This is a genomic window from Rhizobacter sp. J219 (assembly GCF_024700055.1).
In the GTDB taxonomy this organism is placed as follows: domain Bacteria; phylum Pseudomonadota; class Gammaproteobacteria; order Burkholderiales; family Burkholderiaceae_C; genus Rhizobacter.
Genome location: NZ_JAJOND010000001.1, coordinates 2924602 through 2949917 on the forward strand (window position 1 = coordinate 2924602; position 25316 = coordinate 2949917).

Sequence of the window (25316 nt, forward strand, 5' to 3'; positions counted from 1 at the left end):
TGAGGTCCTTTCATGTCGATCAAAGTCCGGTGGCGAGGCTGGGGTAGAGGTCGGCCAGCCACACCGTGACGGTGCCGTCGAGCCGCAGCAGCAACGCGAGCGCCACGCCCACCACCACCACGCCGAAGCCCTGCTGCACCCGCTGCAGCCCACCGGCCACGCGCCGCGCCCAGGTGCTCGCCGCCTGACCGCCGTAGGCGATCAAGAGCATCGGCAGCGCCGCACCCAGCGAGTAGGCGAGCAGGAGCAGCGCCGCGCGGCCCGAGGCCGGCTCGGTGGCGATGAGGGTGAGGATGGAGGCGAGCACCGGCCCGGCGCAGGGCGTCCACACCACGCCCAGGCTTGCGCCGAGCAGCAGCCCACCGAGGGGCCCGTCGCGCAGGCGCCCGCTCGGCTGCCAACCCGCCAGGCCCGACAGCGCACCGCTCGCCCGCAGACTCAGCCGGTGGTAGAGCGCAGGCCACACCATCAGCACACCGAAGCCAAGCAGCATCACCGCGGCGACATTGCGCAGGCCATCGGGCGACAGGCCCAGCACCTGCGTGAAGCTGCTGAAGACGAGCACCACCGCCGCGAACGCCAGCGCGAAGCCGAGGGCGATGAAGAGCGGCCGCGTGCGCCGCTGCGCGCCGAGCGAGGCGCCCAGCACCACCGGCAGCATCGGCAGCACGCAGGGTGCGGCGATCGTCAGCACGCCGGCGGTGAAGGCGAGCGCGGGCGAGGTCATCGCGCGGCTCCAGACGCCGGCTCGGCCGCTGCCTCCGGCGCGGGCCGGCGCCACACCTGCGTCTTGCCGAAAAGCGGCAGGCCCACATAGCCGCGCACCAGCAGTTGCGCGGGCTCGGCCGGCGTGAGCTTCACGCTGTAGTGCTTGGCGTTCTCGCGGTTGTAGATCGTGCCCTTGTAGACACCATCGCCTGCAGGCAGCAGGCCTGACAGCAAGGTCATGCCCAATGCCGGCCGGGTGTCGGCCGGCTGAATCGGCTCGCCCGGCGCGCTCATCGAACGGTTGGCGAGCACGCGCACGACCTTGCCGCACAGGGCGCCGGCCGGTGGCTCGGCGGCGCAGGGGGCGATGTCGACTTCGAGGTTGCCACTCTCGGTGACCCAGCGGCCGAGCGGCGGCGGACCGTCCGCCAGGGCGGCGCTCGCGAGGAACAGGAAGAGAACCGGGTGCAGTTTCATGGGCTTGCCTCGTTGGTCGGGTGGAAGGAAGCCGCATTACAGGCAGCCCGCTTGTCGGCGGTGTGTGCGCCCTACGCTGTTTCGTCACGTCAGGTGTCGCGCACGCCGCCAGACAAACTGGGATACAAACCCACGCGCCCGCTGCTGCGCCACCCGCCCACAATCGCCCCATGACCGACGCTGCCGACCACGTGCTCATCGTCGACGACGACGCCGACATCCGCGAAGCTCACCGCCGAGTACCTGCGTCGCCAGGGTCTGCAGGCGAGCGTGGCGGCTGATGCGCGCGAGATGCGCGCGGCACTCGCCTCGCGGCGCATCGACCTCGTGGTGCTCGACCTCATGCTGCCCGGCACCGACGGCCTCTTGCTGTGCCGCGAGCTGCGCAGCCCTGGCCAGCCGCACATGCCGATCGTGATGCTCACCGCACGCAGCGACGAGGCCGACCGCATCCTCGGCCTGGAGCTCGGCGCCGACGACTACCTCACCAAGCCCTTTGCCGCACGCGAGCTGCTCGCGCGCATCCGCGCGGTGCTGCGCCGCACCCGCATGCTGCCGCCCAACCTGGCCGCGCAGGAGCCGGCACGTGTGCTCGCCTTCGGCGACTGGCGGCTCGACACCACCGCGCGCCACCTGCTCGATGCGGGCGGCGCGGTGGTGGCGCTCTCGGGCGCCGAATACCGGCTGCTGCGCGTGCTGCTCTCGCACCCGCAACGGGTGCTCACGCGCGACCAGCTGCTCAACCTCACGCAGGGCCGCGAGGCCGAGGTGTTCGACCGCTCGATCGACCTGCTGGTGAGCCGCCTGCGCCAGCGCCTGGGCGACGGGGCGCGCGAGCCGCGCTACATCAAGACGGTGCGCAACGAAGGGTATGTGTTCAGCGAAGCGGTGAGGCCGGCGTGAGGCTGCCCGGCTCGCTGCACGCGCGCATCCTGGTGGTGATGCTGGTCGGCCTGGTCGTCGCGCACGGGCTCACCTTCGCACTGGTGCTTGCCGAGCGCAGCATGGCGATGCGCGGGATGATGGTCGCCTACCTCGCGAGCGACATCGCCAGTTCGGTGGCCGTGCTGGAGCGCCTGCCGGCCGAGGAGCGCGGCCTGTGGCTCACGCGCCTGTCGCGGCGCAACTATCGGTTGGCGGTCGACGTGGCGGCGGGCTCGGCCCCCGCGGCAACGTCGGCGCTCGCGCAGTCGGTGGCCCACGAGATGGCACAGGCCCTCGCGCCCGGCCAGCCCCTGCGCGTGATCGAAGGCGCCACGCCAGCCACCGCGCTGCGGGTGCTGCTGCCGCTGGCCGATGGCACGCCGCTGGTGGTCGAGCTCGACGAGCCGCGCCTGCGCATCTCACCCTGGGCCTGGGCCGCGCTGGCCCTGCAGCTCGCGCTGCTCGTCGGGCTGGGCGTGTGGGCCGTGCGCACCGCGACCCGTCCGCTCGAACAACTCGCCGCCGCCGCAGACGGCCTGTCGCCCGAGCAGGCCACGCCACCGCTGCCCGAAAACGGGCCGAGCGAAGTGGCACGCGCTGCCGCGGCTTTCAACCGCATGCAGCAGCGCATCGACGCGCACCTGAAGGAGCGCCTGCACATCCTCGCGGCCGTCTCGCACGACCTGCAGACGCCCATCACCCGCATGCGCCTGCGTGCCGACCTGCAGGGCGACACGGCCTTGCGCGAGAAGCTGCATGCCGACCTCGCCGAGATGCAGTCGATGGTGGAAGAAGGCCTCGCCTATGCCCGCTCGGCCCATGCCGCGCAGGAGCCCGTGCAGCGGGTGGACCTGCGCTCGCTGCTGCAGAGCATCGTGCTCGACTACACCGACGCCGGCCGCGCGGTACGCCTGCTGGAGGCCGCCCCGCTGCAGGCCGACACCCGCGCGCAGGCGCTGCGCCGCCTGGTGTGCAACCTGGTCGACAACGCGCTCAAGTTCGCCGGCAGCGCCGACGTGCAACTCACCACGACCGACACCGGCTGGGCCGTGCAGGTGCTCGACCGCGGCCCCGGCATCCCGCAAGACCAGCTCGACGCGGTGCTGAAGCCATTCGTGCGGCTCGAAGGCTCGCGCCACCGCAGCACGGGCGGCTCGGGGCTGGGCCTTGCGATTGCGAGCCAGTTGGCCCTCGGGCTCGGCGGGCAGCTCACGCTGGCGCCGCGCGAGGGCGGCGGGCTGTGCGCGAGCTTCGCCGCCAAGGGCAATCCGCGTTCCACGACGGGCGCATAGGCATGGCTGGGTTGGCGTCGACCCACGGGCTATAAACAAACGCCCCGCACCCCACTGGAGAGCTTCATGCCCACACCTTCCGCATCGTCCAAGCTGCGGCAAGTCACCGCGCCGCACGCGCCTTCGTCCCCGGTGGTGAGGGCCATCGACGTGGGCTTCGGCCTCGTCAAGCTGACGGTCAACGACGACGACGGCGTGAACATCATCCATTTCCCGTCGATGGCGATCCCGGCCGATGCAAGCGCGGTGCGCAGCCTCGGCACGCGCCGCCGCGACACCTACGACGTGCCGGTCAACGGCGCCTTGTTCGAAGTCGGCCGCGACGTTGGCCTGGCCCAGGCCGGCGGCAGCTTCGGCCGCGACGTGACCGACGAGTTCTACCGCGGCACCATCTACGAGGCCCTCACGAAAGGCGCGCTTCGCTACATGGCCGAAGCCGGCGACACGCACATCGACCTGCTGGTGCTGGGCCTGCCCGTCAACCAGTACAACGACGCCGCCCGCCGCGACTACCTGCGTGCCCACTACGAAGGCGAGATCGACGTGGGCGAGGGCAAGAAAGTCACCGTGAACAAGGTGATCGTGCAGGCGCAGCCGATGGGGGGCTATGCCGCCATCGGCGAAGAACTCGACGAACTCAATGCTGTCATCACCCGCACCGGCGGCGCGCTGGAGCCGCTTCAAAGTGCCGACGACCTCGACGACCTGTCGGTGTTGATGGTCGACCCCGGCGAGCACACGCTCGACTGGCTGCTGATCCAGCAGGGCTCGATCAACCCGCGCGCCAGCGGCGCGGCCTCCGACGCCGGCCGGCACCGCGTGGTGCGTGCGGTGCAGGAGTCGCTCGCCGCCGACGTGGGCCGCCCGCTCGGGCCGGCGGTGATGCCGCGCATCAACGAGGCGCTGCGCGCCGGCAAGCCGGTGAAGCTCTCGGGCACCGCGCATGCGCTCGACCGCTTCGAGCCGGTGGTGATGAGCGTGGTCGAGGACTCGATCAACCGCATGGTCGACGGCCTGCGCGATGCGCACGAGATCATCGATCTCATCGTGCTGGTGGGCGGCCACCCCGAGCGCTACCGCGACGTGCTCGCGCAGCGCTTCCCGGCCATCCCGGTGTTCGTGATGCCCGAGCCGATGGCCGCCAACGTGCGCGGCTTCCAGATGATCGGCGAAGCGCTCGCCGAGGGCTGAGCGGCGCCCATGCCGACGCTGCGACTGGAGTTCGAACTCGACAGCGAGGTCTACCCCGAGCTGCATGCAGCCCTCTCCCTGCTGAAGAGCAGCCGTGCACGCGCCGAGCGCGTGCGGCAGCTCGCCGCGGCCGGGCTGGTGTGGGAGAAGGTGCGCCTGCAGGGCAGCGCGGCGGTGGTCGAGCCGCTGCCGGCGCCCGCGCCACCCCCGCTCCGCTGCGCCGCCGCCGGCCCAGCCGTGAAGACGTCGAGCAGGTGATGCGCGAGCTGCCGGTGCTGGTGGACGTGGTGGACAACGTCGAGCCGCCCCGCATGGCCAGCCCGGTCGATGAAGACGACGACGACAGCGAAATGCCGGAAGCACCGCTGCACGTGCCGGCCCTCGCGCACAAGCCCGCGAGCCGCTCGCGCCTGATGCGCATGAAGGAGCGCGGCCTCTTCAAGAACGGCTGAGCCGGCGTGTGGGCGAAGGCTGACACGCGGGAGTCCCCATGCCCTGCACCGGCACCCGGCTTGCGACGATGGAGGCTCACCGGCCCCGCGCCTAACCTGATGACTCGTTCAATGAACCGAAGGAGTTGTCCATGTTGAACTCGAACACATCTGGCAAGAAGTCCCATCCCGCCGCGACCGGCACCGGTGCGGTGGTGGGCGGTGTGGCAGGCGGCGTGGCAGGCGGTGCAGCCGCCGGCGCGGCGCTGGGCGGCATGACCGGCCCGGTCGGTGCGGCCGTTGGCGCCGCCGTGGGCGCCGCTGTCGGCGCGCTCTCGGGCAAGGCCGTGGCTCGCGCCGTCGACCCGGACAAGGAAGACGCGTATTGGCGCGACAACTATGCCGACAGGCCTTATGTTGAAGCGGGCCGCGACTACGACGAGTACCAGCCGGCCTACGGCTACGGTGTCGATGCGTACAGCCGCTACCCGGGCCGCACGTTCGACGAGGTCGAGCCGGAACTCAGCCGCGGCTGGGGCGCACGGCGCGGCGAGTCGGGGCTTGAGTGGGAGCACGCGAAGCACGCCTCGCGCGATGCGTGGCACCGCCTGAGCGACACGGTGGAGCGCGCCATTCCCGGCGACTCCGACCGCGACGGCCGCTGACCTCACAGCGGTCCAACCCAAGGGCGCTTCGGCGCCCTTTTTCTATGCCTGTCTCACGCCTGCCGCTTGCGCAGCACGTCGAGCGCCTCCAGCGCGAGCTTCACGCGCGGCGGCATCAGCCGCGATGACGGCATCACCACGTGGATCGGCATCGGGGCCGGCCGGTGCAGCCGCAACACCTCCACCAGCGTGCCCTGGGCGAGCTCGTCGGTGGCCATGTAGTCCGGGACCTGCGCAAGCCCGAGCCCGAGCGCCGCGGCGGCCACCATGCCTTCACCGTCGTTCACCTGCACCTGCGGCTCGGGTTGCAGCTGCACAGGGCGGCGGCCCTGCCGCAGTTGCCACGGGCGGCTGCGGCCGGAACTGGGCATGCGAAAGACGATCGCGGCATGGCGCGCCAGGTCATCGATGCGCTTTGGCGTGCCGTGCTCGGCCAGGTAGTCGGGGCTCGCGACGAGCACCAGCGACTGCCAGTCGATGCGACGGGCCGCAAGCGACGAGTCCTGCAGCGCGCCGACCCGCACCGCCATGTCGAGGCCTTCGCGCACCAGGTCGGCGTAGCCGTCCTGCAGGCGCACGTCGAGCTTGAGCGCGGGGTGCTGGCGCGCGAAGTCGGCCAAGAGCGGCATCACGATGCGCCGCCCGTAGGTGATGGGCAGGTCGATGCGCAGGGTGCCTGAAGGCGCGGCGCGCGCACCGGCCGCTTCGGCCTGCAGGTCTTCCACCTCGGCCAGCACCCGCTCGCAGCGGCGGTACAGCCGCTCGCCGTCGTCGGTGAGGCTCACGCGGCGCGTGGTGCGATGAAAGAGCTTCACGCCGAGCTGCACCTCCAGCCGGGCGATGCTCTTCGCCACCGTGGACGGCGAGCTGCCGAGGTCGCGAGCCGCCTCGGCGAAGCTGCCGCGCCGCGCCGCCTGCGCGAAGGCCAGGAACTGTTGAACGCCACTCATCGAAGGCCTCGCATCGATTGCCGAAGTTTTGTCGTCAATGATAGGGCGCTGCAGGCACTTCTCATCTCGGCTCGCCACGCCCACACTGACATCCGTCCTGGCGCCAGGGACGTCCACCCCCGAACCGAAACCTCTTGGAGAACGCCATGAACGTGATTGAACAGACACGCCCCGAAGCCAGCCCCATCCCCGGCGTGGCCCACAGCACCTTCGCGAGCCACCACGACGGACTGACGCAGTTGTCGGTCTGGCGCCAGACCCTGAGCCCCGGCGCGGCCACGCCGCCGCACCGCCACGAGTGCGACGAGGTCGTGCTGTGCCTGGGCGGCTGGGGCGAGGTGCACAGCGCCGGCCAGGTGCAGCGCTTCGGCCCCGACAGCACCGTGGTGCTGCCGGCCCAGCGCGACCACCAGCTCTTCAACGTGGGCCCCATGCCGCTCGAGATCATCGGCATCTTCGCGGCCACGCCGGTCGCCACGTGCCTGCCAGACGGAACGACGCTCGAATTGCCCTGGACGACCTGACGGAAACACCGAACAGGGATGTTCAATGCGCGACAGCGGCCGTCGCGGTTTGTGGTCATCATGGGTTGGCAGCTCCCCTCAACGTTCCACCAGAGGCAACACCCATGACTTCTTCGAACCGACAGGCCGTCATCGTTTCCTATGCCCGCACCGGGCTCGCTAAGGCCGCACGCGGCGGCTTCAACATCACGCCGAGCATGACGATGCTTGGCCACGCGATCCGGCATGCGGTGGCGCGGGCCAAGGTCGACCCCGGCGAAGTGGAAGACGTGATCGCGGGCCAGGTGGCGGCCTCGGGCAACGTCGCGCGGGCGGCGGGCCTGCTCGCCGGCCTGCCCGTCACCACCTCGGGCATGACGCTCAACCGCGCCTGCTCGTCGGGCTTGAACGCGATCGCGGTTGCGGCCAACTACATCCTGAACGACGGCGCCAGCGTCATGGTGGCCGGGGGCGTGGACTCCATCAGCCACCAGGGGGTGGCGGCGGCGGGCAAGACCCGACGCTCACCGACCTGCACCCCGCGATCTGGATGCCGATGATCGACACGGCCGACATCGTGGCGCAGCGCTACAACATCAGCCGCGAGTACCAGGACGAGTATTCGCTGCGCTCGCAGCAGCTGATGGCCGCCGCGCAGAAGGCCGGCAAGTTCAAGGACGAGATCATCCCGGTCAAGACCAAGATGAAGCTCGTCGACAAGAACACCAAGGCCGAGACCATCGTCGATGCGGTGGTCGACCGCGACGAATGCAACCGCCCCGACACCACGCTCGAAGGCCTGGCCAAGCTGGAGCCGGTGCGTGGGCCGGGCAAGTTCATCACCGCGGGCAATGCCAGCCAGCTCAGCGACGGTGCGGCGGCCGTGGTGCTGATGGAAGCGAAGGAGGCCGAACGCCGCGGCCTGCAGCCGCTGGGCGCCTTCAAGGGCTGGGCCGTCGCCGGCTGCGAGCCCGACGAGATGGGCATCGGCCCCGTCTTCGCCATCCCGCGCCTGCTGGAGCGTCACGGTCTGAAGATCCAGGACATCGACCTCTGGGAGCTGAACGAAGCCTTCGCCAGCCAGTGTCTCTACAGCCGCGACAAGCTCGGCATCAACCCCGACCTCTACAACGTCAACGGCGGGTCGATCGCCATCGGCCACCCCTTCGGCATGACCGGCGCGCGCCTCACCGGCCATGTGCTGATGGAAGGCAAGCGCCGCGGTGCGAAGCACGTGGTGGTGTCGATGTGCATCGGCGGCGGCATGGGCGGCGCAGGCCTCTTCGAAGTGTTCTGAGCGTCGACGACAACAGCACGGAGACAACACATGACGATCACCCACAACGGCGCCGTCAGCCAGACCAGCGGCGCCGGCACCCTCACGGTCGAGGGCGACATCGGCATCCTCAGCATCGACTACCCACCGGTCAATGCGCTCTCGCAGGCCACGCGGCAAGGCATCGTCGACGGCATGAAGGCCGCCGCGGCCGACCCGAACGTCAAGGCCGTGGTGCTGATCTGCGCCGGCCGCACCTTCCTCGCCGGGGCCGACATCACCGAATTCGGCAAGCCGCCGAAAGCGCCCGGCCTGCGTGAAGCGCAGGACCTGATCGAGAACTCGGCCAAGCCGGTGATCGCCGCCATCCACGGCACCGCGCTCGGTGGCGGGCTCGAAGTGGCGATGTGCTGCCACTACCGCGTGGGCGTGCCAAGCGCCAAGTGCGGCCTGCCCGAAGTGCTGATCGGCGTGCTGCCGGGCGCCGGCGGCACGCAGCGCCTACCGCGCATCGTGGGCGTGGAGAAAGCACTCGACATGATCGTCAACGGCACGCACGTGCCGGCGAAGGAATGCTTCGAGATGGGCCTGCTCGACGAGCTGGTGCCCGAAGGCGAACTGCGCTCGGGCGCCATCGCATTCGCGAAGAAGGTGCTCGCCGAGCTGCAACACAAGGGAGGCCCGCTGCGAAAGGTGCGTGACAACGACGACAAGATCGCTGCCGCGCGGGGCAAGCCGGAGATCTTCGCAGCGGTTCGCAAGGCCAACGCGAAGAAGTTCCGTGGCCTGCCGGCGCCCGAGGCCTGCATCCAGTGTGTGGAAGCCGCGGTCAACGGCAGCTTCGAAGACGGCCTCGCCACCGAGCGCCGCCTCTTCCAGCAACTCGTGGCCGGCACCGAGTCGATCGCGCAGCGTTACGCCTTCTTTGCACAGCGCGAGGCCGCCAAGATCCCCGGCATCCCGGCAGACACGCCCATCGTCGACGTGAAGCACGTCGGCATCATCGGTGCGGGCACCATGGGTGGCGGCATCGCGATGAACTTCGCCAATGTGGGCATCCGCGTGACGCTCGTCGAGACGGCGCAGGCGGCGCTCGACCGCGGGCTGGGTGTGATTCGCCGCAACTACGAAAACTCGGCCAAGAAGGGCCGCTTCACGCTGGAGGAGGTCGAAAAGCGCATGGCGCTCATCGCCGGCACGCTCGACATGGAAAAGCTCGCCGACTGCGACCTGGTGATCGAAGCCGTGTTCGAGAACATGGCGGTGAAGAAAGAGATCTTCGGCAAGCTCGACCGCATCGTGAAGCCGGGTGCCGTGCTCGCCACCAACACCTCGGCGCTCGACGTGAACGAGATCGCGTCCGCCGCCACCTCGCGGCCCGAGGCGGTGGTCGGCATGCACTTCTTCTCGCCGGCCAACGTGATGAAGCTGCTGGAGGTGGTGCGCGGTGCGAAGACCTCGGCCACGGCGCTTGCCACCGCGATGCAGATGGGCAAGAAGATCGGCAAGGTCGCCGCCATCTCCGGCGTGTGCCCGGGCTTCATCGGCAACCGCATCCTCGGCGCGCGCGGTGCGCAGGCGCACGCCATGCTGATGGAAGGCGCGATGCCCTGGGACATCGACCGTGTGCTCTACGACTTCGGCATGCCGATGGGCCCGTATGCGATGAGCGACCTGGCCGGCCTCGACCTCGGATGGAGCAAGGAAAAGAGCAGGGGCTCCTCCATCCGCGAAGTGCTGTGCGAGATGGACCGGCGTGGCCAGAAGACCGGCGCCGGCTACTACGACTACGACGAGAACCGCAATGCCAAGCCGAGCGAGGTGACGCGCAAGGTCATCCTCGACTTCATGGCGAAGGAAAGCCGCACTCCGCGTGAGGTCAGCAAGGACGAGATCCTCGAACGCTGCACCTACGCCATGGTCAACGAGGGCGCGAAGATCCTCGAAGAAGGCATCGCCCTCAGGGCATCCGACATCGACGTGGTGTGGCTCAACGGCTATGGTTGGCCCATCTACCGCGGCGGCCCGATGTTCTATGCGGACACCGTGGGCCTCGACAAGGTGGTTGCGAAGCTGAAGGAATACGGCCCGCGCATGGGCGCGAACTTCACCATCTCGCCGCTGCTTGAAAAGATGGCCGCCGAAGGCAAGAAATTCGTGCGCACCTGAGACCACAAGGAGACAACGCCATGGACCTGAGCTATTCCCCCGAAGAGCTGGCCTTTCGCGACGAGGTGCGCGCGTGGCTCGACACCCACCTGCCTGCCGACATCCGCGAGAAGGTGCGCGAGCACCGCGAGCTGAGCAAGGACGACATCATGCGCTGGCACCGCATCCTCGCGAAGAAGGGCTGGTCGGTGCCCCACTGGCCGGAAGAGTGGGGCGGCACCGGCTGGAACATCACCCAGCGCTACCTCTATCAGGAACAGTTCGGCCTCTCGGGCGCGCCCGGCCTGCCGGCCTTCGGCCCGGCGATGTGCGCCTCGGTGCTGATGCGCTTCGGCACCCCGGGGCAGAAGCAGCACTTCCTGCCGCGCATCCGCGATGGCATCGACTTCTGGGTGCAGGGCTACTCGGAGCCGGGCGCGGGCTCCGACCTCGCGGCGGTGAAGACCCGCGCCGAACGCAAGGGCGACCACTATGTCGTCAACGGCCAGAAGATCTGGACCACGCTCGGCCACTACGGCGACTGGATCTTCTGCCTGGTGCGCACCGACCCCACCGCCGAGAAGCGGCAGGAGGGCATCAGCTTCCTGCTGATCGACATGAAGACCCCGGGCATCACCGTGCGCCCGCTGATCCTGATGGACGGCGGCCACGAGGTGAACGAAGTCTTCTTCGACGATGTGAAGGTACCGATCGAGAACCTCGTCTTCGAAGAAAACAAGGGCTGGACGGTCGCGAAGTACCTGCTGGGCCACGAGCGCATGGGCTCGGGCAACGTGGGCGGCAGCAAGCGCATGCTGGCCGAGCTGAAGGACATTGCCTCGCGTGCGATGAAGAACGGCAAGCCCATCCTCGACGACCTGCGCTTTCGCGACAAGCTCAGCCGCATCGAGATCGACCTGCAGGCGCTCGGTACACCACCTCGATGCGCTTCCTCGACAAGATGCGCCGCAGCGGCCAGCCGCCGGGGGCCGACGTGTCGATGCTGAAGATCCGCGGCACCGAGATCGCGCAGGCGATCACGCTGCTGACGGTCGAGGCCCTGGGCCCGCTCGCGCAGCCGTTCCGCGCTATCGACGGCGAGGAGCTCGACCCCGTGCAGACCAGCGTGGCACCGCGCTACTTCAACTACCGCAAGGTCAGCATCTACGCCGGCTCGAACGAAGTGCAACGCAACATCATCGCCAAGGCCACGCTGGGCCTGTGAGGAGACAAGAACATGAACTTCGAACTCACTGACGAACAACAGCAGCTGGCCGACTCGGTGCGCAAGTACCTCGCCAACGCCTACGACTTCGACAAGCGCAAAGCCATCATCAACTCACCGAGCGGCGTGGGCGACAAGGTCTGGGCCACCTTCGCCGAACTCGGCCTCACCGCGATGACGCTGCCCGAGGCCGACGGCGGCTTTGGCGGCGGCGCGGTCGACCTGATGGCCGTGATGCAGGCCTGCGGCGAAGCGCTGGTGGTCGAGCCCCTGCTCGACAACATCGGCCTGGCCGGCCGGCTGCTCGCCCGTGCCGGCAACGACGCGCAGCGCAGTGCGTGGCTGCCGGGCCTGGCCGACGGTTCGGTGCAGCTCGCCTTTGCGGGCGTGGAGCCCGGCCATCGCTACGAGCTCGCGCCGCAGTCCACCACCGTCACGAGCAGCGCCGACGGCTGGCTGCTCAATGGCCAGAAGTGCGTGGTGATCGGCGCGCCGACCGCCACACGGCTGATCGTGTCGGCCCACAACGGCAACGGCGCGAGCCTCTTCCTCGTCGACCCGAAGGCCGCAGGTGTCACGCTCAAGGCCTATCGCACGGTCGATGGGCTGCGCGCCGCCGACGTGAGCTTCAGCCACGTGAAGCTCGGCGCCGATGCGCTGCTCGGCACGGCCGGCGAGGCGCTGCCGCTGATCGAGGAGGCGGTGGACTTCGCGACCGCCCTGCTCTGCGCCGACGCGGTGGGCGCGATGCAGAGCGCCTGCGACGCCACGCTCGACTACCTCAAGACGCGCAAGCAGTTCGGCGTGCCCATCGGCTCGTTCCAGGCGCTGCAGCACCGCATGGTCGACATGGTGATCGCCACCGAAGAAGCCCGCTCGATGGCCATCCTCGCGGCGGCCAAGGTCGACGATGCGGGCCTGAGCGCCAGCGAGCGCGCCCGCGCGATCTCGTCGGCCAAGGTCAAGATCGCCGAGGCCGCGACTCGGGTGCGCGAGGAAGCGGTGCAGCTGCACGGCGGCATGGGCATGACCGAGGAGCTGAAGGTGTCGCACACCTTCCGGCGCCTCACGATGGCGGCCCAGCGCTTCGGCGATGCCGACCATCACCTGGAGCGATACGCGGCTTTGGCGTGACCCTGTACCATGGGGCAGCACTCACGAGCGACACAGGGTGACACGCGACCGGGCCCATGCGGCCCGTGACGACACAACCGCGGCCAGGCCGCGGTTTTTTGTTTCTGGAGGCTCGATGAAGAACATGCAAGAGGCCACCGAGAGGATCTGCGGTCTCAAGGGCAACCTGGTCGCACTCGAAGCGCTGGTGACGGCGATGATGAAGGTCCTCCCGCCTGAAGCCCAGGAGGAACTCAAGGGCGTGTTCGAGCAGCACGCCGAAGTGGCGCGCACGGTGCTGCTGCACGTGCCGATCTCCGAGCACTCGATCTCCGCCTTCGAGACCGACGTGGGCCGCACCGGGCGGCTCATCGACCGCTCGGATGCTGCGCTGCAGGCATCCGGCTGCGACCCGGTGCTGCTCACCGTGGCGCGGGTGCTCACCTTTGCCGGCGGCGCACCGCTCACGGCCGCGACCGGCTTCTTCTTCGAGGTCGACGGCCGGCTGTTCCTGGTGTCGAGCCGGCATGTGTTCTTCGACCCGGCCCAGGGGCACCACCCCGATCGCATCGAGATCGAGCTGCACACCGACGCTGCGAACCTCACGCAGATCCAGACGCTCTCGATCCCGCTCTACCGTCACGGCGTCGCCGCCTGGCGCGAGACGCACGACAGCGCCGGCATGGTCGACGTGGCCGCGATCGAGATCGACACGAGCCTCGTTCCGCCCCACTGCATGCTGCAAGCGTGGACGCCCGCGCACATCGAGGCCAAGCCGTCGAACGTGCCGGTGGGGTCGTCTCTGGTGGTGGTGGGGTTCCCGCTCGGCTTCCACGACACGCTGCACCATCTGCCGGTGATCCGGCAGGGCCAGGTGGCGTCAGCCTTCGGGTTGCGCTTTCAGGGCCAGGGTTATTTCCTGACCGACGCGCGAACGCACAGAGGCACCAGCGGTGCGCCTGTGTTGAGGCACCAGCACGGTGGCTGGAAACTTCTGGGGATTCACGCTGCGCGGCTCGACATGTCGGCGCGCAGTCTCAGCGAAGATGAATCGCTCGGATTGAACTCAGCCTGGTACGCGGACGTCCTGGCCCGGCTCACGACGCATTGAGGGGCGTCGCCCGCCGCTGCGGCCCAGGGCCGCGGCTACGCCAATCCGGCGTTCACCTGCTTGCACATGTTGTCGCCAACCTCCGTCAGGCGAAGGCTGCCGCCGTTCCACTCCAGCCAATTCAGGGCGACATAGTCATCGATGTCGCCTGCAGGCACCTCTGCCGCCTTGCACCTGCGAAGCAGGTCGACGGTGGCAAGCAGGGTGTCTCTGAGGGCTTCGCGGCGCGGCGCGGTCAGCTGCGCGTGAGGAGCGACCATGGTGTGTGCGTCCTGTGGCGAGCGTGTGCCGGGGATCAGATCCCGCGGATGCGCGACGCTTGCGGGCCCTTCTGGCCTTGCGTCACTTCGAACTGCACGCGCTGGTTTTCAGCGAGCGTCTTGAAGCCTTCGCCCTGGATTTCCTTGAAGTGGGCAAAGAGGTCCTTGCCGCCATTGTCCGGAGCGATGAAGCCGAAGCCCTTGCTCTCGTTGAACCATTTAACGGTGCCGGTTTCGGTGGTCATGTCGATATTCCTAGTGGTAGTGCCAAAAATGCTCCAGCTCGTGCTGGTGCGGGTAAGCAGCGTCCGAATCTGGGCGCTGAATTTTTGAGTCGTCATTCGATCCTGGTCAGCGCCGGCCGAAGCGCGACGCGCCGGCGCCGCCCGCGGGCGCAGGGCCACGACGGTCGAGATGCCGGAAAGTGATACGGCCCTTGCTCAGGTCGTAAGGCGAGAGTTCGAGCGACACGCTGTCGCCCGCAAGGATGCGGATGTGATGCTTGCGCATCTTGCCGCCGGTGTAGGCAATGAGCTTGTGACCGTTTTCCAGCGTCACGCGGAACCGCGAGTCCGGGAGGATCTCGTTGACGGTGCCGTTCATTTCAATCAGTTCTTCCTTGGCCATGTAGTCCCTGTGCAAGGTTTCGAAGAGGTCGCACCACGGGCATGGGCGCCGCAGTGCATCGGGTGAGGAGGCGTGCCCTCGAAGAGAGGACGGCCGGGTGTGTGGAGGGGAGCGTGCCAGGCACGCCAGCGGCGGATGAACTCGATCCCGCGGGTGGCTGGCAGGGGTAGATGCTGCGAGCCAGGAGCTGCCAGGGAGCCGAGATGCTGGGGTTACCGCGCAAAAAAGGTCTGGCCAAGGAGGAGATCACTCGGATCTCAGCGCGGAACAGAAGGCTCTTGGGAGGAGCGTGGTCTCGACCGCGTCGAGCCCGCAGTGTAGCCGCTATGTGGAAAGACCTTTGGTTTTAATTTCGAGCCCGCCCAAGCCATCGCGGGGAGCCCCCGCTTTCTCTCGGCAAATCGGCCGATGTGATACTGCCCCGCAGCCATCCCTCACCTCGGATGCCATCGGCATCGGCCCCACGATGAACGACCTCGACCTGCGAGAGGGCACGGGCCGCTCGCACGCCCATCACGCGGCCTTCCCGCCGCAAGACTCTCCGATGGCGGCCCTGATTCGGGGTCACGACTGGTCGCATTCGACCCTCGGCCCGCCGGCCAGCTGGCCGCGGGCGCTGCGCTCGGCGGTCTCGATGATGCTCGACTCGGTCGCCCCGATGTGGCTCGGCTGGGGCGACGCGCTCGGCATGGTCTACAACGAGCCCTACGCCCGCATCCTCGGCAACAAGCACCCGGCCTCGCTGGGCGCCCCCGTGCGGCAGGTCTGGGCCGAGATCTGGCCCGACATCGCGCCCCTCATCGACATGGCGACCTCGGGCCAGGGCCTCTACCGCGAAGACTTGCCGCTGGTCGTGAACCGCCAGGGCTGCGACGAACAGACGTGGTTCACCTTCACCTACTCGCCGCTGCGCGACGACGACGGGCGCATCTGCGGAATGATCTGCACCGTGTGGGAGACCACCGACAAGGTGCTCGCCCAGCGCAGCCTCGCCGACAGCGAGCTGCGCGTGCAGGCGCTCGATGCGCAGCGCCGGCAAGACGTTACCGAGCGCCATGCCGCCGAGGCCGCGCTCGACGAAAGCGAGCGCAAGTTCCGCGCGCTCTTCGAGGCGATGGACGAGGGCTTTTGCATCATCGAGTTCCTCGACGGCCCGCACGGCCCGATGAGCGACTACGTGCACGTGGCCGCCAACCCCGCCTACACGGCCAACACCGGCATCGCAGACGCGGTGGGCAGGTGCGTGCGCGACATGGTGCCCGACGAAGCCGCGGGCTGGGTGCAGATCTACCGCGACGTGCTCGTGACCGGCAACCCGGTGCGCTTCGAGCGCGAGCTGGTGCACACCGGGCGCTTTCTCGAACTGGCCGCCTTCCGCATCGAGCCCCCCTCGCGCCGCCAGGTGGCGGTGCTGTTCCAGGACGTGAGCGCGCGGCACCGCGCCGAGATCGCGCTGCGCGACCTCAACGACACGCTCGAGCGCCGCGTGGCCGAAGCCATCGACGCGCGCGTCAAGACCGAAGAGGCGCTGCGCCAGTCGCAGAAGATGGAGGCCGTGGGCCAGCTCACCGGCGGTATCGCGCACGACTTCAACAACATGCTGGCCGTTGTCATCGGCTCGCTCGAACTGCTCGACCGGCGCTTCATCGCCGGCGACGCACGCGCCAAGCGCTATGTCGACGCCGCCAGGAACGGCGCCCGCCGCGCCGCCCAGCTCACCCAGCGGCTGCTCGCCTTCTCGCGCCGCCAGCCGCTGCGGCCCGAGCCGCTCGACGTCAACAAGCTGGTGGCCAACATGTCCGATCTGCTGCGCCACTCGCTCGGCGGCGCGGTGCAGCTCGAGACCGTGCTTGCAGGCGGCCTGTGGCGCACCCACGCCGACCCCAACCAGCTCGAGAGCGCCATCCTCAACCTCGCCGTCAACGGGCGCGACGCCATGCCCGACGGCGGCCACCTCACCATCGAGACCGCCAACTGCCAGCTCGACGAGGGCTCCAGTGCCGAACACATGATGGGCGAGTACGTGATGGTCGCGGTGACCGACGCCGGCACCGGCATGTCACCCGAGGTCGTGGCCAAGGCCTTCGACCCGTTCTTCACCACCAAGGAAGTGGGCCGTGGCACCGGCCTCGGGCTGAGCCAGGTCTATGGCTTCGTCAAGCAGAGCGGCGGCCACGTGAAGATCTCTTCCGAGCTCGGCCAGGGCACGACCGTCAAGGTCTACCTGCCGCGCCTGGCCGGCGCCACCACCGAAGACACCGCCACCGAACCCGCCCCCGACGCCCCGCGCGGCGACAGCCACGAACTCGTGCTCGTCGTCGAAGACGAAGGCGCGGTGCGCCAGTTCAGCATGGACGCGCTCACCGAGACTCGGCTACCGCGTGGTCGAAGCCGACGGCGCCGCCGCGGCGCTCAAGCTTCTCGATGCGCACCCCGACATCGCCCTGCTCTTCACCGACGTGGTGATGCCCGAAGTCAACGGCCGCAAGCTCGCCGACGAAGCGCGACGGCGTCGCCCTGGCCTCAAGGTGCTCTACACCACCGGCTACTCCCGCAACGCCCTCATGCACAACGGCACGCTCGACACCGGTGTGCACCTGCTCGGCAAGCCCTTCACGATCGAAGAGCTGGCCGCGCGCATCCGCGAGGCGCTCGACACGCCCGACCCGGCCTGATGGGCGTGAAGCTCATCGAGATCACACCCGAGCGCGTGGTGGCCGAGATGCAGGTGCGGCCCGACCTGTGCACGGCAGGCGGCATCCTCCATGGCGGCGCCTACATGGCGTTTGCCGATGCGCTGGGGGCAGTGGGCACCGTGCTCAACCTGTCCGAAGGCCGCAGCACCACAACCACCGATTCGGGTGGCCCTGCACCGCGGGCGCACGACGATGGTGTGGCAAACGTCGATCACCAACGAGGCGGGGAAGCTTTGTGCGGTGGTGACGCAGACGGAGTTGGTGTTGGAGGGACGGGGCTAACGGGTGCGAATTCTGTGGCGGCGAGAGACTGAACTGACGCTCGCTGTTTTCGCAGGAGGGACTGCGATCGGCCAAAAGCGGTCCGTCGCGGCCTCTGCTTGAAGTGAAAGCTGCAAGCGCTGAACGGAGCAACCCGAAGTCCGTAGCGCTCAACGAGCGCCATGCCTTTCACGGAACGCCTGAGGCGTGGCACCCATCACTCGCTGAAAGAATTTCGAAAAGTTCGTCGCTTCCGAGAAGCCGAGCTGCAGTGAAATCTGTGCTGCCGGGGCGAGCGTGTGAACCAGCAACCGAGCGGCCTCCAGCGCGACCCGCTTGTCGATCACGACCTTCGCAGGGGTGCCTTGCGCGGCCAGACAAGCTCGGTTCAAGGTGCTCACTGAATATCCCAGGCGCGCTGACAACGCATGCACTGTCGGACGCTCACCAACGGCCCGCTCCAACTCCGCGATGAACAACCGATGAACCGAATGCGGCTTATCGTTGGCCATCGCGCTGTGCTCGGCAACCGCCCTGGCTGACCGCAGCAAGACACAGCCGGTGAGCTGGCGAATCAAAGCCGTTCCCAAGTCACCCTGGTCGTAGCGCTTCAGTTCATCTGCGAGACGCCTCACTTCTTCTGCAAGCTCCGCCTGAACCTTCGCGGGGCAGCGCATGCACACCGGCCACTCATTGATGCGCAACAACTCATGCGAGGCCTCGGTGTGGGCGCCAGGGCCAGGCAGCGCGCTCGACTGGAAAACGACAAACAGCCCCTCCAGACCATCGCCCGCATGCCAGCGCTGCATCTGGCCGGGCCGCACACTGATCAACGTGCCCGCCTTTAGCTCGTGCGATTCGAAATCGACAGTGTGCAAGCCGCGACCAGCAGTCACCAGTATGAGCAGATGAAACTCAATTCGCTCAGGCTGCGCCAACCACTGCTGTTGGGCCCAACGCTGCAGATCTTCCAATCGCAAAACCTCGATGCCCACCTTGGAGAGGCGCGCATTACTGAATCGCGTCTCTCGGATCGATTCACCGGCTTTCTGTGTTTGACTTGTTTTCACCATAACGTGATCGCCGGTGACCTTGATGGGGATGCCCTGAACGGGCAACAGTAGTGCACCCAAAACACCATATTGGACACCATGTACTCGATGTTTCGAACCCTCACCGCCGTCGCGACGATCGCCTTCGTCCTTGCCTCCATGTCCGGATGCGCTGGCACGACCGCGAATCCAGATCGCAAGAGCCAAGTCGTGGCCCTGCTGAAGTCAATCGAAACCGGTGATCAGGCGGCGACCACGGTGATCAACCCGGCCCGCTATGTGCAGCACAACCTTGCGGTGCCGGATGGTCTGGCAGGCTTCCAAGCAGTGCTGCAGGCCCTGCCCAAAGGCTCAGCGCGTGTGAATACCGTGCGCGTGTTCCAGGATGGTGACCATGTGTTCGCTCACAGCGAATACAACTTCTTCGGCCCCAAGATCGGGTTCGACGTTTTCCGTTTCGAGAACGGCAAAATCGTGGAGCACTGGGACAACCTGCAAACTGCGCCGAGCCGTCCCAACCCCAGCGGCAGGTCCATGGTCGACGGCCCGACCCAGGCGGGCGACCTTGAGAAAACCGAGGCCAACAAGGCATTGGTCAGGAGCTTCGTGGATGACGTGCTCGTCAACGCGCGCATGCACAAGATGGCGGGGTACTTCAACGGCGACCAGTACATCCAGCACAACCCGCAGATCGCGGACCAACTCTCAGGACTGGGCGCTGCGCTGCGAGCGTTGAGCCAGGCCGGCGTCACGATGAAGTACGACCGTATCCACAAGGTGATCGGAGAGGGAAACTTCGTGCTGGTGATGAGCGAAGGTTCGTTCGCTGGCAAGGCGACCTCGTTCTACGACCTGTTTCGGGTGCAGGACGGCAAGATCGCCGAGCACTGGGACGTCGTCCAGGCGATCCCGGCGCGCGAGGAGTGGAAGAACGCCAACGGGAAGTTCTGAGCTGTCTATATCCACGAAAAGAATTGGAGCAACGTGATGCCGAAGTTTTCTGCATGGGCCTTGCTGGTTTTGGGCATCATCCACATCGTGTTCGGCGTGTTGAGGTTTAAGGAACCGCTCTTGGGCGCTCTGTCCGGCGGGTTCTTCGGGCAATTTGCCGAACCCGAGCTTCGGCGCACGGCATTCTGGTTTCTGATGTGTGGAGTGACGCTTGTCCTCGCAGGCCATCTGGCCATTCGTGCCGTTGCGGCAGGCGATCTGAAGGCGCTAAGGGTGATGGGCACTTACCTTTTGGCCTCATCCGTCGTCGGGATAGCGGCGTTTCCAAGATCACCGCTGTGGATGGCACTTGTGCTTTCGTTGTTGCTTTTGGCCTCGAGTGTTCGCTGGTCGTCAGGACGCCAGTGAGGACGCTTGCCGTCTAAGGCTCCGCGCTATGACGCCTCATGCGTTCGTTTGCGCGTCGCCTCAACCAAGAGGTGTCGCCATTTCCTTTCGACCTGACGATCAGACCTAGTGAACCGATGAACTACCAAGCGCAACTCAATGACCTGAGTCATCGCAATGCAACCTATGAGAAGGTGATCGGCGGCTGGCCGGTTGCGCTAGAGGGCGCCGATCAACTTCATGAGGTAAGAACCTTGTGGCAAGCCGATACGGCTCACTTCACTGCGTTCTATCAAGCCAACCCAAACGAAATCGAGCCCAAGCTTCTGATGGCCGACTTTCTTCGGATGGGCCACAACATCGACATTCCTGATGCGGCAAGACACGCTGACACTGTGCTCAACGAGATCTTTCGTATCCAGGAATTTCAGATCGACGCGATCCTTTGTCGGGCAAAGATGTACGTCACTCTTCACCCAAGCCTGATGGCTGAGGCAGAGAAGCTTTTCACCATGGTCCTGGCTCGCTCCGGAGTCCAAGTCCATCCAATCGTGCATCAAGGCCTAGGTTTTGCCTGCACGAATCAAGGAAAGTTCGACGAGGCAAGGCGACACTTTAAGAACTACCTTCGTTTGGTTCCAGGGGATGCCAAGGTTGCCGATCTCTTGTCGAAACTCGATGCCGGCGAGATCGGACAGATGATCCATGTGCGGGCGGGGCAAACTGCGCCTTCTTCTTCGAAGACACGAACCGCAAAAGGTGGTTCACGTCCGTGGTGGAAGTTTTGGTGACGACGAATCACGATTGGCGCGCGGCGCAGACCTTGCACGAGTCCCATTCAGCCTGCCCCGCCAAAGGCTCCCACTAACCTGTGCAGTCCGCGTCGAGAACGGAATGCACATCGCGCAGCGATGCGCGTTGACGTCTCAATCAAACTGCGGTTTGCCACCTGCAAAGAACGCCTCAGTCGAGATGCCGGGACCTGGCCAGTGCGTCCTTCCTCTTGTGGCCTAGTTCTTGCTCGATGTCTTTCCAGCTTTCTTCGTGCCGCGCGCCAAACATAAGGGAACTGCCGAAGCACATGCCCATCAGCGAACCGACGATCAGCGCTGCCCACATGATGAGCGACCATAGCGGGCGGTAGTCGCCAGACCGCCACGCCAGATCACCGCTATGCCACATGAGGGCGCCGAGCCACAAAGGCGTCGCCAAAAGAATGAAGCCGATGATTGGCGATGGACCCGGTGCCAGCTTGCCAATTAGCACCGCAAAGGCAGGCAGCGACACCCCCACGATCAGCAAACCAGCCAGCTCTTTGGGCAGCAAGACCCACGCTGCCGCAGCAAACACAGCGATGCCGACAAAGAGTTTTGCGATCCGTGCTCCATCACGAGGCGCAGGCTCAACGTCCGGCACGAAGAATGAGGTCGCTGTTTCCGGCGCAGCGGTTCGTCGCCTGGTCAGTTCATCCGCGGCGAGACGACGGGCTACGTCGACCAAATCTGCATGTGCCAGTCGTCTCTCGATTTCGTCGGTCGACATTTCCCGGTACAAGACCGCGAGCAACTGTTCTTTGTTGTTGGCCATGAACGGCATCTCCCTCACGGTTCGTCACTTTTGCTAGACCTTCGAAAGCCTGTAGCTGCGCCCAGCAACTCGCGTCTCCGACCACTTCTACTTGCGCAGAAGCAACAAAAGCTCGACCACCCAGAACCCCAACACACCCATTTGGGCTGCCATAAAGGCGAATCGCAGCGTCACTGCTCGGGTAGAAGTGGACATGAGATGCACCGCGGACTGACACACGCGAGCTGCCAGCAACCACAGCGCCAACGGATCCGTGATTGCGCTGACACCAGCGACCGCCGCCGACACAACGAGAGCCGCCACGACAGGGAGGTTCTCGACGCAGTTCGCATGGGCTCTGCAAAGTCTGGCAGAGAACGGTGATACATCGTTGCCCCAGGGTGTGAAGGAGTTGGCCCGGCGCTGACCGCTCAGAACCAGGGCCGCACGGTGGAATGCAATGCCGGTTTGCAACGCCAGTGTCCAGGCCCCGAAGCCGAGCAATGCCAGGAGGCTGGGGGTGAGCAGGGTCTCATTCATCTCGCTATTCCTCGAATGGCGCCTGCCGAATCAGGCTCAAGAAGTCAATGCGGCGCACGTAGCAGTCGACACGCGTATGTGGCGCCAAGGTGATTTCCTTTGTCATGCACCGGCACAGTTCTTCCTTCATCTGGAGACGCGGATGGACGGTCAACACGTGGGTGCGCAACGCGAGCGGAAGTTGCTGCACTCGGTGCCCCAGCACATCGGCCATGGCTCCGGCCTGCAGCAGGTGCGCTTCGGCGCCATCTCCCGGATCAACCTGCAGGTCGAGGTGTCGCGCGATTGCTTCAGCGACAAGATTGAGGGTTGCCGGTGCGGCCACTTCCTTCAAGGAACTGGCAGCGTAGCGGGCTCCTCGGACGGCGAAGCAGTGATTGGCTGGAGTGGGGGCAGCAGGCGTCAGCCCCGCGTCATGCAGCATCGCCGCCGCAAAGAGTGCCTCGCGGTCAGGTGCCAGACCAGCAATTACCCCGAAGGCTTGGGCCCAAGCATGCGTTCGAAGTCCATGGTTCAAAAGCCACGCCGGCTGCTGGCCTCGCGCCAGTTCCCAGGCGCGATTAGCCAGCCTCCCTTGCGGTGCTTCAATCGCGTTCCACAACGCCGGATTGAGCAAGTCCGAGCGGACGCGTGTTTGCGGACGGCTGCGAGAGCGAGCTTTGCGCGCAACACCAGCCAGGAGCAGCGCGACGCTGAGCCGCCAGCGCTCCGTCAAGTCGAGTGACCCGCTGCGATGGTCGGCATGAAATGTCGGGATGAGGGAGCTTTTCATGCATCAAGTGTGATTCCCGCTCGAGTCCTACACCAGTGGCGAATATGACATCGATCGCGCCATTTAAGACATTTCCCCATTCGGGCGCGCATGGTGGCGGGCGGTCAACGTTCCTTCAACTCCGCCCAGCCGAGCGCCTTTGAGACGCTGTTTTCCCCAGACTTCACGCTGTACACCAGCGCATCACCTTCTGACAGCATGCGAAGGCGCTGGGCGTGCTTGCCGAGAGGCAGCCGAGGCGTTAGAGCGGCAATGACGAGATGCCGGTCGGCCTCCGGTGCGTCGTGTCTCGGGTTCTCGTCGAGCATGGTCTAGTCGGCTCCTCGGACAAGGCCCTTCGACCGGGCGCACAAGATGAAGTGCTCCGCCGGACCTCGCATACCGGCGAACGATGCACATGCCTGCTCGACGCACGCTGCCGAATTGCCTTGTCGGCATCTTTGATCGAGCTCCAGCTTCGTAGCGGCGCGCTACGACAGTCGAACTGTCGGACTTGTTCCTCTAGGCTCGCGGTGGGTGTCGGTCGTGATTGCGATTCCTCCGCAGGGCGGCGGCGAGACTGCTGCGTTACTGCCGGAAGACTCGGTCCAGCAGGCGCAGCAGTTGGGATCCCCGCCGGCTGCACCTCAGAATGTGGTGGCGCTTGTTTGATGACGGCACGGGCTTCAGTGGTAGTGCACGGTTGGTCTGAGTAGGCGATTCGCCCGTCCGGGCTCTTGCACTTGTGCATTGTCGATAGAGCAGTCTGGGGCAAAACCGCAAGCAGCATCCCGGCAACGACAACGCTCCAGTTCAGAAGAGCATCTCGCTGGGTTCTGGCTCCATGATCACCAAGCCGCGGTTTGAGCCCCTCGATACAACAGGTAATGCGTGCAAGTAGATCTCGCAGTCGTGGGAGGTGCGCCATCGACGCACTTCGAGGCGACGTCGGAAAAGCGGATTCGAGCGAATGGCCTGAGCGACCCGCACTTCTCTTTGGGGCGAGAGAGATAGACATGGGTCAACGTCGCGTTTGTCCCAGAGCCAAGCAAGGGGCGAACATGCCATCATTCGTGGCATTCTGGACAAGTCAATGACATCTGTTAAGAAACAAGCGCAGCGGTCCGCCAGCAAACCGAATCACATTGCCTTCGCGCTACTGCCCGACTTTCTAGACGCCAGTCTCGGCGTGACCCTTACGATTGCTCAGACTGTCAATGCGCTGTGCCGGGCGGCAGGTCGGCCCGACGCAATCCATGTGAGCATGGTCGCCCCGGAACGTAGCGCCTGTCCGTCAGCGGCAGGGCTGCGCGTCGCTCACGAACCGTTGGCAGTGGCCCGCGCTGCCGATTGGCTGATATTTCCTGGAGCCTTCATCGAGAACGCGGATGCCATGAAGGCATGGGTAGACCAACCGGCGGTGGCGCCCTGGCTCCAGATCGTTCGTGAACGTCAAAAGGATTCGCTTCCCACTGCTGCATCGTGCGCTGGCACGTGGCTGCTGGCCCAGGCGGGCGTGCTCGACACGCGGCACGCGACGACCGTGTGGTGGCTTGGCGCCGCCTTTCGCGAACGCTACCCGAGCGTACGGCTCGAAGTGGATCGGATGGTCGTGAGCGACGGACCGATCGTTACGGCCGGAGCTGCGTTCGCGCATCTTGACCTCATGCTGTATCTGATCGCGCGCGTGGTCGATGCGTCACTCGCCGAGCGGTGCGCGCGCCTGCTGGTCGCGGATCGGCGGGAGGCACAGAGCCGCTACGTGAGCTTGGCGTGGATGGCTGAGTCGGACCCCCTGATGAGGCAGGCTTGCCGCTGGATTGACAAGCACTTGGACCAGACCGTCAACGTGGAGGATCTGGCGCAAGCTCTGAACCTCACCCCACGAACACTGGCGAGGCGCTGTACGCAGGCTTTGGGGGTATCACCTTGGCGCCTAGTGCAGCGCCGACGGGTCGAAGCAGCTGTCGACCTGTTGCGGACCACGACGCTTCCCTTCGAAACGGTTGCTGGCCGTGTTGGCTATGGCGACACCTCAGCGCTGAGGGCGCTGATCCGGCGCGAATTCGGTATGTCGCCGTCTGAAGCTCCGGCCGTGAGTGCAAGCAGTGCCTCCTGCGACGCGGTAGTGTCCTTCTCGGATCCGGAAGTAAGACGCTGGAGTGAGTTGCGCTAACAGCCGTGACCGCGCCGATACGGCCAGGGACGGGC

General features: G+C 66.4%; 26 protein-coding genes and 4 pseudogenes. 18 read left to right on the top strand and 12 right to left on the bottom strand.

Annotated features, from left to right (window positions below; genetic code table 11):
• Positions 1–19: 19 nt before the first annotated feature.
• Positions 20–727 (bottom strand): cytochrome c biogenesis CcdA family protein, encoded by a 708-nt coding sequence (locus tag LRS03_RS13480; protein ID WP_257825998.1) that lies wholly within the window; start codon positions 725–727, stop codon positions 20–22.
• Positions 724–1185, bottom strand: a complete 462-nt coding sequence (locus tag LRS03_RS13485; protein ID WP_257825999.1) for a DUF2147 domain-containing protein — start codon at positions 1183–1185, stop codon at positions 724–726. Before LRS03_RS13485 ends, LRS03_RS13480 begins: the two co-directional genes overlap by 4 nt.
• 170 nt (positions 1186–1355) lie before the next feature.
• Here LRS03_RS13485 and LRS03_RS13490 point away from each other — a divergent pair.
• The 6 genes and pseudogenes from LRS03_RS13490 to LRS03_RS13515 all read left to right on the top strand — a co-directional run bounded on the left by LRS03_RS13490 (position 1356) and on the right by LRS03_RS13515 (position 5688).
• Positions 1356–2088, top strand: a pseudogene (locus LRS03_RS13490) (response regulator).
• On the top strand, positions 2085–3401 hold the full coding sequence (locus tag LRS03_RS13495) for an ATP-binding protein (RefSeq protein WP_257826001.1): 1317 nt from the start codon (positions 2085–2087) through the stop codon (positions 3399–3401). Before LRS03_RS13490 ends, LRS03_RS13495 begins: the two are co-directional and overlap by 4 nt.
• A gap of 66 nt (positions 3402–3467) precedes the next feature.
• A complete protein-coding gene (locus tag LRS03_RS13500) occupies positions 3468–4592 on the top strand; it encodes a ParM/StbA family protein (protein WP_257826003.1) in 1125 nt (374 codons plus the stop codon).
• Positions 4593–4601: 9 nt separating this feature from the next.
• The gene (locus LRS03_RS13505; protein ID WP_257826005.1) at positions 4602–4850 is read left to right on the top strand and encodes a hypothetical protein; all 249 of its coding nucleotides are present in this window, start codon (positions 4602–4604) and stop codon (positions 4848–4850) included.
• Entirely contained in the window at positions 4850–5044 is a 195-nt protein-coding gene (locus tag LRS03_RS13510) for a hypothetical protein (RefSeq protein ID WP_257826006.1), read from the top strand. The genes LRS03_RS13505 and LRS03_RS13510 overlap by 1 nt, the downstream gene beginning before the upstream one ends.
• Before the next feature lie 131 nt (positions 5045–5175).
• Positions 5176–5688, top strand: a complete 513-nt coding sequence (locus LRS03_RS13515; protein ID WP_257826007.1) for a glycine zipper domain-containing protein — start codon at positions 5176–5178, stop codon at positions 5686–5688.
• A gap of 53 nt (positions 5689–5741) precedes the next feature.
• Here LRS03_RS13515 and LRS03_RS13520 read toward each other — a convergent pair whose 3' ends face one another.
• Positions 5742–6638: a LysR family transcriptional regulator gene (locus LRS03_RS13520; protein ID WP_257826009.1), complete on the bottom strand. Its 897-nt coding sequence runs from the start codon at positions 6636–6638 to the stop codon at positions 5742–5744.
• A 146-nt stretch (positions 6639–6784) separates the two neighbouring features.
• On the opposite strand from LRS03_RS13520, the gene LRS03_RS13525 reads away from it, so the two are divergent.
• From LRS03_RS13525 to LRS03_RS13550, 6 genes and pseudogenes are all read left to right on the top strand, one after another.
• Positions 6785–7162, top strand: coding sequence for a cupin domain-containing protein (locus tag LRS03_RS13525; protein ID WP_257826011.1), 378 nt, complete (start codon positions 6785–6787; stop codon positions 7160–7162).
• 104 nt (positions 7163–7266) lie between these two features.
• Positions 7267–8438: pseudogene (locus LRS03_RS13530) on the top strand (acetyl-CoA C-acyltransferase).
• Between the two features lie 30 nt (positions 8439–8468).
• Positions 8469–10586, top strand: coding sequence for a 3-hydroxyacyl-CoA dehydrogenase NAD-binding domain-containing protein (locus tag LRS03_RS13535; RefSeq protein ID WP_257826013.1), 2118 nt, complete (start codon positions 8469–8471; stop codon positions 10584–10586).
• Positions 10587–10606: 20 nt separating this feature from the next.
• Positions 10607–11790 (top strand): annotated as a pseudogene (locus LRS03_RS13540) (acyl-CoA dehydrogenase family protein).
• Positions 11791–11802: 12 nt separating this feature from the next.
• The gene (locus LRS03_RS13545; RefSeq protein WP_257826015.1) at positions 11803–12924 is read left to right on the top strand and encodes an acyl-CoA dehydrogenase family protein; all 1122 of its coding nucleotides are present in this window, start codon (positions 11803–11805) and stop codon (positions 12922–12924) included.
• Positions 12884–14014: a trypsin-like serine peptidase gene (locus tag LRS03_RS13550; RefSeq protein ID WP_257826016.1), complete on the top strand. Its 1131-nt coding sequence runs from the start codon at positions 12884–12886 to the stop codon at positions 14012–14014. Before LRS03_RS13545 ends, LRS03_RS13550 begins: the two co-directional genes overlap by 41 nt.
• A gap of 35 nt (positions 14015–14049) precedes the next feature.
• On the opposite strand, the gene LRS03_RS13555 is transcribed toward LRS03_RS13550, so the two are convergent.
• From LRS03_RS13555 to infA, 3 genes are all read right to left on the bottom strand, one after another.
• A complete protein-coding gene (locus LRS03_RS13555; protein WP_257826017.1) occupies positions 14050–14274 on the bottom strand; it encodes a hypothetical protein in 225 nt (74 codons plus the stop codon).
• 35 nt (positions 14275–14309) lie between these two features.
• A complete protein-coding gene (gene cspE, locus LRS03_RS13560; protein WP_257826018.1) occupies positions 14310–14519 on the bottom strand; it encodes a transcription antiterminator/RNA stability regulator CspE in 210 nt (69 codons plus the stop codon).
• Positions 14520–14625: 106 nt separating this feature from the next.
• The gene (gene infA, locus LRS03_RS13565; RefSeq protein ID WP_257826020.1) at positions 14626–14901 is read right to left on the bottom strand and encodes a translation initiation factor IF-1; all 276 of its coding nucleotides are present in this window, start codon (positions 14899–14901) and stop codon (positions 14626–14628) included.
• Positions 14902–16066: 1165 nt separating this feature from the next.
• On the opposite strand from infA, the pseudogene LRS03_RS13570 reads away from it, so the two are divergent.
• Positions 16067–17074 (top strand): annotated as a pseudogene (locus LRS03_RS13570) (ATP-binding protein); the annotation flags it as partial.
• A 208-nt stretch (positions 17075–17282) separates the two neighbouring features.
• Positions 17283–17576 carry a response regulator gene (locus LRS03_RS13575; protein ID WP_257829553.1) on the top strand — a complete coding sequence of 98 codons (294 nt, stop codon included), beginning with the start codon at positions 17283–17285 and terminating at the stop codon, positions 17574–17576.
• 452 nt (positions 17577–18028) lie between these two features.
• Here LRS03_RS13575 and LRS03_RS13580 read toward each other — a convergent pair whose 3' ends face one another.
• Positions 18029–19117: a helix-turn-helix domain-containing protein gene (locus LRS03_RS13580; RefSeq protein ID WP_257826021.1), complete on the bottom strand. Its 1089-nt coding sequence runs from the start codon at positions 19115–19117 to the stop codon at positions 18029–18031.
• Positions 19118–19120: 3 nt separating this feature from the next.
• Between LRS03_RS13580 and LRS03_RS13585 the strand changes: the two genes are divergently transcribed.
• From LRS03_RS13585 to LRS03_RS13595, 3 genes are all read left to right on the top strand, one after another.
• Positions 19121–19861: a nuclear transport factor 2 family protein gene (locus LRS03_RS13585; RefSeq protein ID WP_257826022.1), complete on the top strand. Its 741-nt coding sequence runs from the start codon at positions 19121–19123 to the stop codon at positions 19859–19861.
• A 36-nt stretch (positions 19862–19897) separates the two neighbouring features.
• The gene (locus LRS03_RS13590) at positions 19898–20269 is read left to right on the top strand and encodes a DUF6463 family protein (RefSeq protein WP_257826023.1); all 372 of its coding nucleotides are present in this window, start codon (positions 19898–19900) and stop codon (positions 20267–20269) included.
• A gap of 116 nt (positions 20270–20385) precedes the next feature.
• Positions 20386–21039: a tetratricopeptide repeat protein gene (locus LRS03_RS13595; RefSeq protein ID WP_257826024.1), complete on the top strand. Its 654-nt coding sequence runs from the start codon at positions 20386–20388 to the stop codon at positions 21037–21039.
• A 172-nt stretch (positions 21040–21211) separates the two neighbouring features.
• Here LRS03_RS13595 and LRS03_RS13600 read toward each other — a convergent pair whose 3' ends face one another.
• From LRS03_RS13600 to LRS03_RS26935, 5 genes are all read right to left on the bottom strand, one after another.
• Positions 21212–21835, bottom strand: coding sequence for a hypothetical protein (locus tag LRS03_RS13600; RefSeq protein ID WP_257826026.1), 624 nt, complete (start codon positions 21833–21835; stop codon positions 21212–21214).
• A gap of 87 nt (positions 21836–21922) precedes the next feature.
• Positions 21923–22354 (bottom strand): MAPEG family protein, encoded by a 432-nt coding sequence (locus LRS03_RS13605; protein WP_257826028.1) that lies wholly within the window; start codon positions 22352–22354, stop codon positions 21923–21925.
• 4 nt (positions 22355–22358) lie between these two features.
• Complete coding sequence (locus tag LRS03_RS13610) at positions 22359–23126, bottom strand: HD domain-containing protein (RefSeq protein WP_257826030.1); 768 nt, start codon at positions 23124–23126, stop codon at positions 22359–22361.
• Between the two features lie 104 nt (positions 23127–23230).
• The gene (locus tag LRS03_RS13615; protein ID WP_257826032.1) at positions 23231–23434 is read right to left on the bottom strand and encodes a hypothetical protein; all 204 of its coding nucleotides are present in this window, start codon (positions 23432–23434) and stop codon (positions 23231–23233) included.
• Complete coding sequence (locus LRS03_RS26935) at positions 23368–24123, bottom strand: DUF4124 domain-containing protein (RefSeq protein ID WP_374685059.1); 756 nt, start codon at positions 24121–24123, stop codon at positions 23368–23370. Before LRS03_RS26935 ends, LRS03_RS13615 begins: the two co-directional genes overlap by 67 nt.
• A gap of 75 nt (positions 24124–24198) precedes the next feature.
• Between LRS03_RS26935 and LRS03_RS13620 the strand changes: the two genes are divergently transcribed.
• The gene (locus tag LRS03_RS13620; protein WP_257826034.1) at positions 24199–25281 is read left to right on the top strand and encodes a GlxA family transcriptional regulator; all 1083 of its coding nucleotides are present in this window, start codon (positions 24199–24201) and stop codon (positions 25279–25281) included.
• Positions 25282–25316 lie beyond the last annotated feature (35 nt).

Coding starts and splice junctions, on each gene's coding strand:
- LRS03_RS13480 (WP_257825998.1), bottom strand. CDS start 727: ATGACCTCGCCCGCGCTCGCCTTCACCGCCGGCGTGCTGACGATCGCC.
- LRS03_RS13485 (WP_257825999.1), bottom strand. CDS start 1,185: ATGAAACTGCACCCGGTTCTCTTCCTGTTCCTCGCGAGCGCCGCCCTG.
- LRS03_RS13500 (WP_257826003.1), top strand. CDS start 3,468: ATGCCCACACCTTCCGCATCGTCCAAGCTGCGGCAAGTCACCGCGCCG.
- LRS03_RS13505 (WP_257826005.1), top strand. CDS start 4,602: ATGCCGACGCTGCGACTGGAGTTCGAACTCGACAGCGAGGTCTACCCC.
- LRS03_RS13510 (WP_257826006.1), top strand. CDS start 4,850: ATGCGCGAGCTGCCGGTGCTGGTGGACGTGGTGGACAACGTCGAGCCG.
- LRS03_RS13515 (WP_257826007.1), top strand. CDS start 5,176: ATGTTGAACTCGAACACATCTGGCAAGAAGTCCCATCCCGCCGCGACC.
- LRS03_RS13520 (WP_257826009.1), bottom strand. CDS start 6,638: ATGAGTGGCGTTCAACAGTTCCTGGCCTTCGCGCAGGCGGCGCGGCGC.
- LRS03_RS13525 (WP_257826011.1), top strand. CDS start 6,785: ATGAACGTGATTGAACAGACACGCCCCGAAGCCAGCCCCATCCCCGGC.
- LRS03_RS13535 (WP_257826013.1), top strand. CDS start 8,469: ATGACGATCACCCACAACGGCGCCGTCAGCCAGACCAGCGGCGCCGGC.
- LRS03_RS13545 (WP_257826015.1), top strand. CDS start 11,803: ATGAACTTCGAACTCACTGACGAACAACAGCAGCTGGCCGACTCGGTG.
- LRS03_RS13550 (WP_257826016.1), top strand. CDS start 12,884: ATGCCGACCATCACCTGGAGCGATACGCGGCTTTGGCGTGACCCTGTA.
- LRS03_RS13555 (WP_257826017.1), bottom strand. CDS start 14,274: ATGGTCGCTCCTCACGCGCAGCTGACCGCGCCGCGCCGCGAAGCCCTC.
- cspE (WP_257826018.1), bottom strand. CDS start 14,519: ATGACCACCGAAACCGGCACCGTTAAATGGTTCAACGAGAGCAAGGGC.
- infA (WP_257826020.1), bottom strand. CDS start 14,901: ATGGCCAAGGAAGAACTGATTGAAATGAACGGCACCGTCAACGAGATC.
- LRS03_RS13590 (WP_257826023.1), top strand. CDS start 19,898: ATGCCGAAGTTTTCTGCATGGGCCTTGCTGGTTTTGGGCATCATCCAC.
- LRS03_RS13595 (WP_257826024.1), top strand. CDS start 20,386: ATGAACTACCAAGCGCAACTCAATGACCTGAGTCATCGCAATGCAACC.
- LRS03_RS13600 (WP_257826026.1), bottom strand. CDS start 21,835: ATGGCCAACAACAAAGAACAGTTGCTCGCGGTCTTGTACCGGGAAATG.
- LRS03_RS13605 (WP_257826028.1), bottom strand. CDS start 22,354: ATGAATGAGACCCTGCTCACCCCCAGCCTCCTGGCATTGCTCGGCTTC.
- LRS03_RS13610 (WP_257826030.1), bottom strand. CDS start 23,126: ATGAAAAGCTCCCTCATCCCGACATTTCATGCCGACCATCGCAGCGGG.
- LRS03_RS13615 (WP_257826032.1), bottom strand. CDS start 23,434: ATGCTCGACGAGAACCCGAGACACGACGCACCGGAGGCCGACCGGCAT.
- LRS03_RS26935 (WP_374685059.1), bottom strand. CDS start 24,123: ATGTCTATCTCTCTCGCCCCAAAGAGAAGTGCGGGTCGCTCAGGCCAT.
- LRS03_RS13620 (WP_257826034.1), top strand. CDS start 24,199: ATGACATCTGTTAAGAAACAAGCGCAGCGGTCCGCCAGCAAACCGAAT.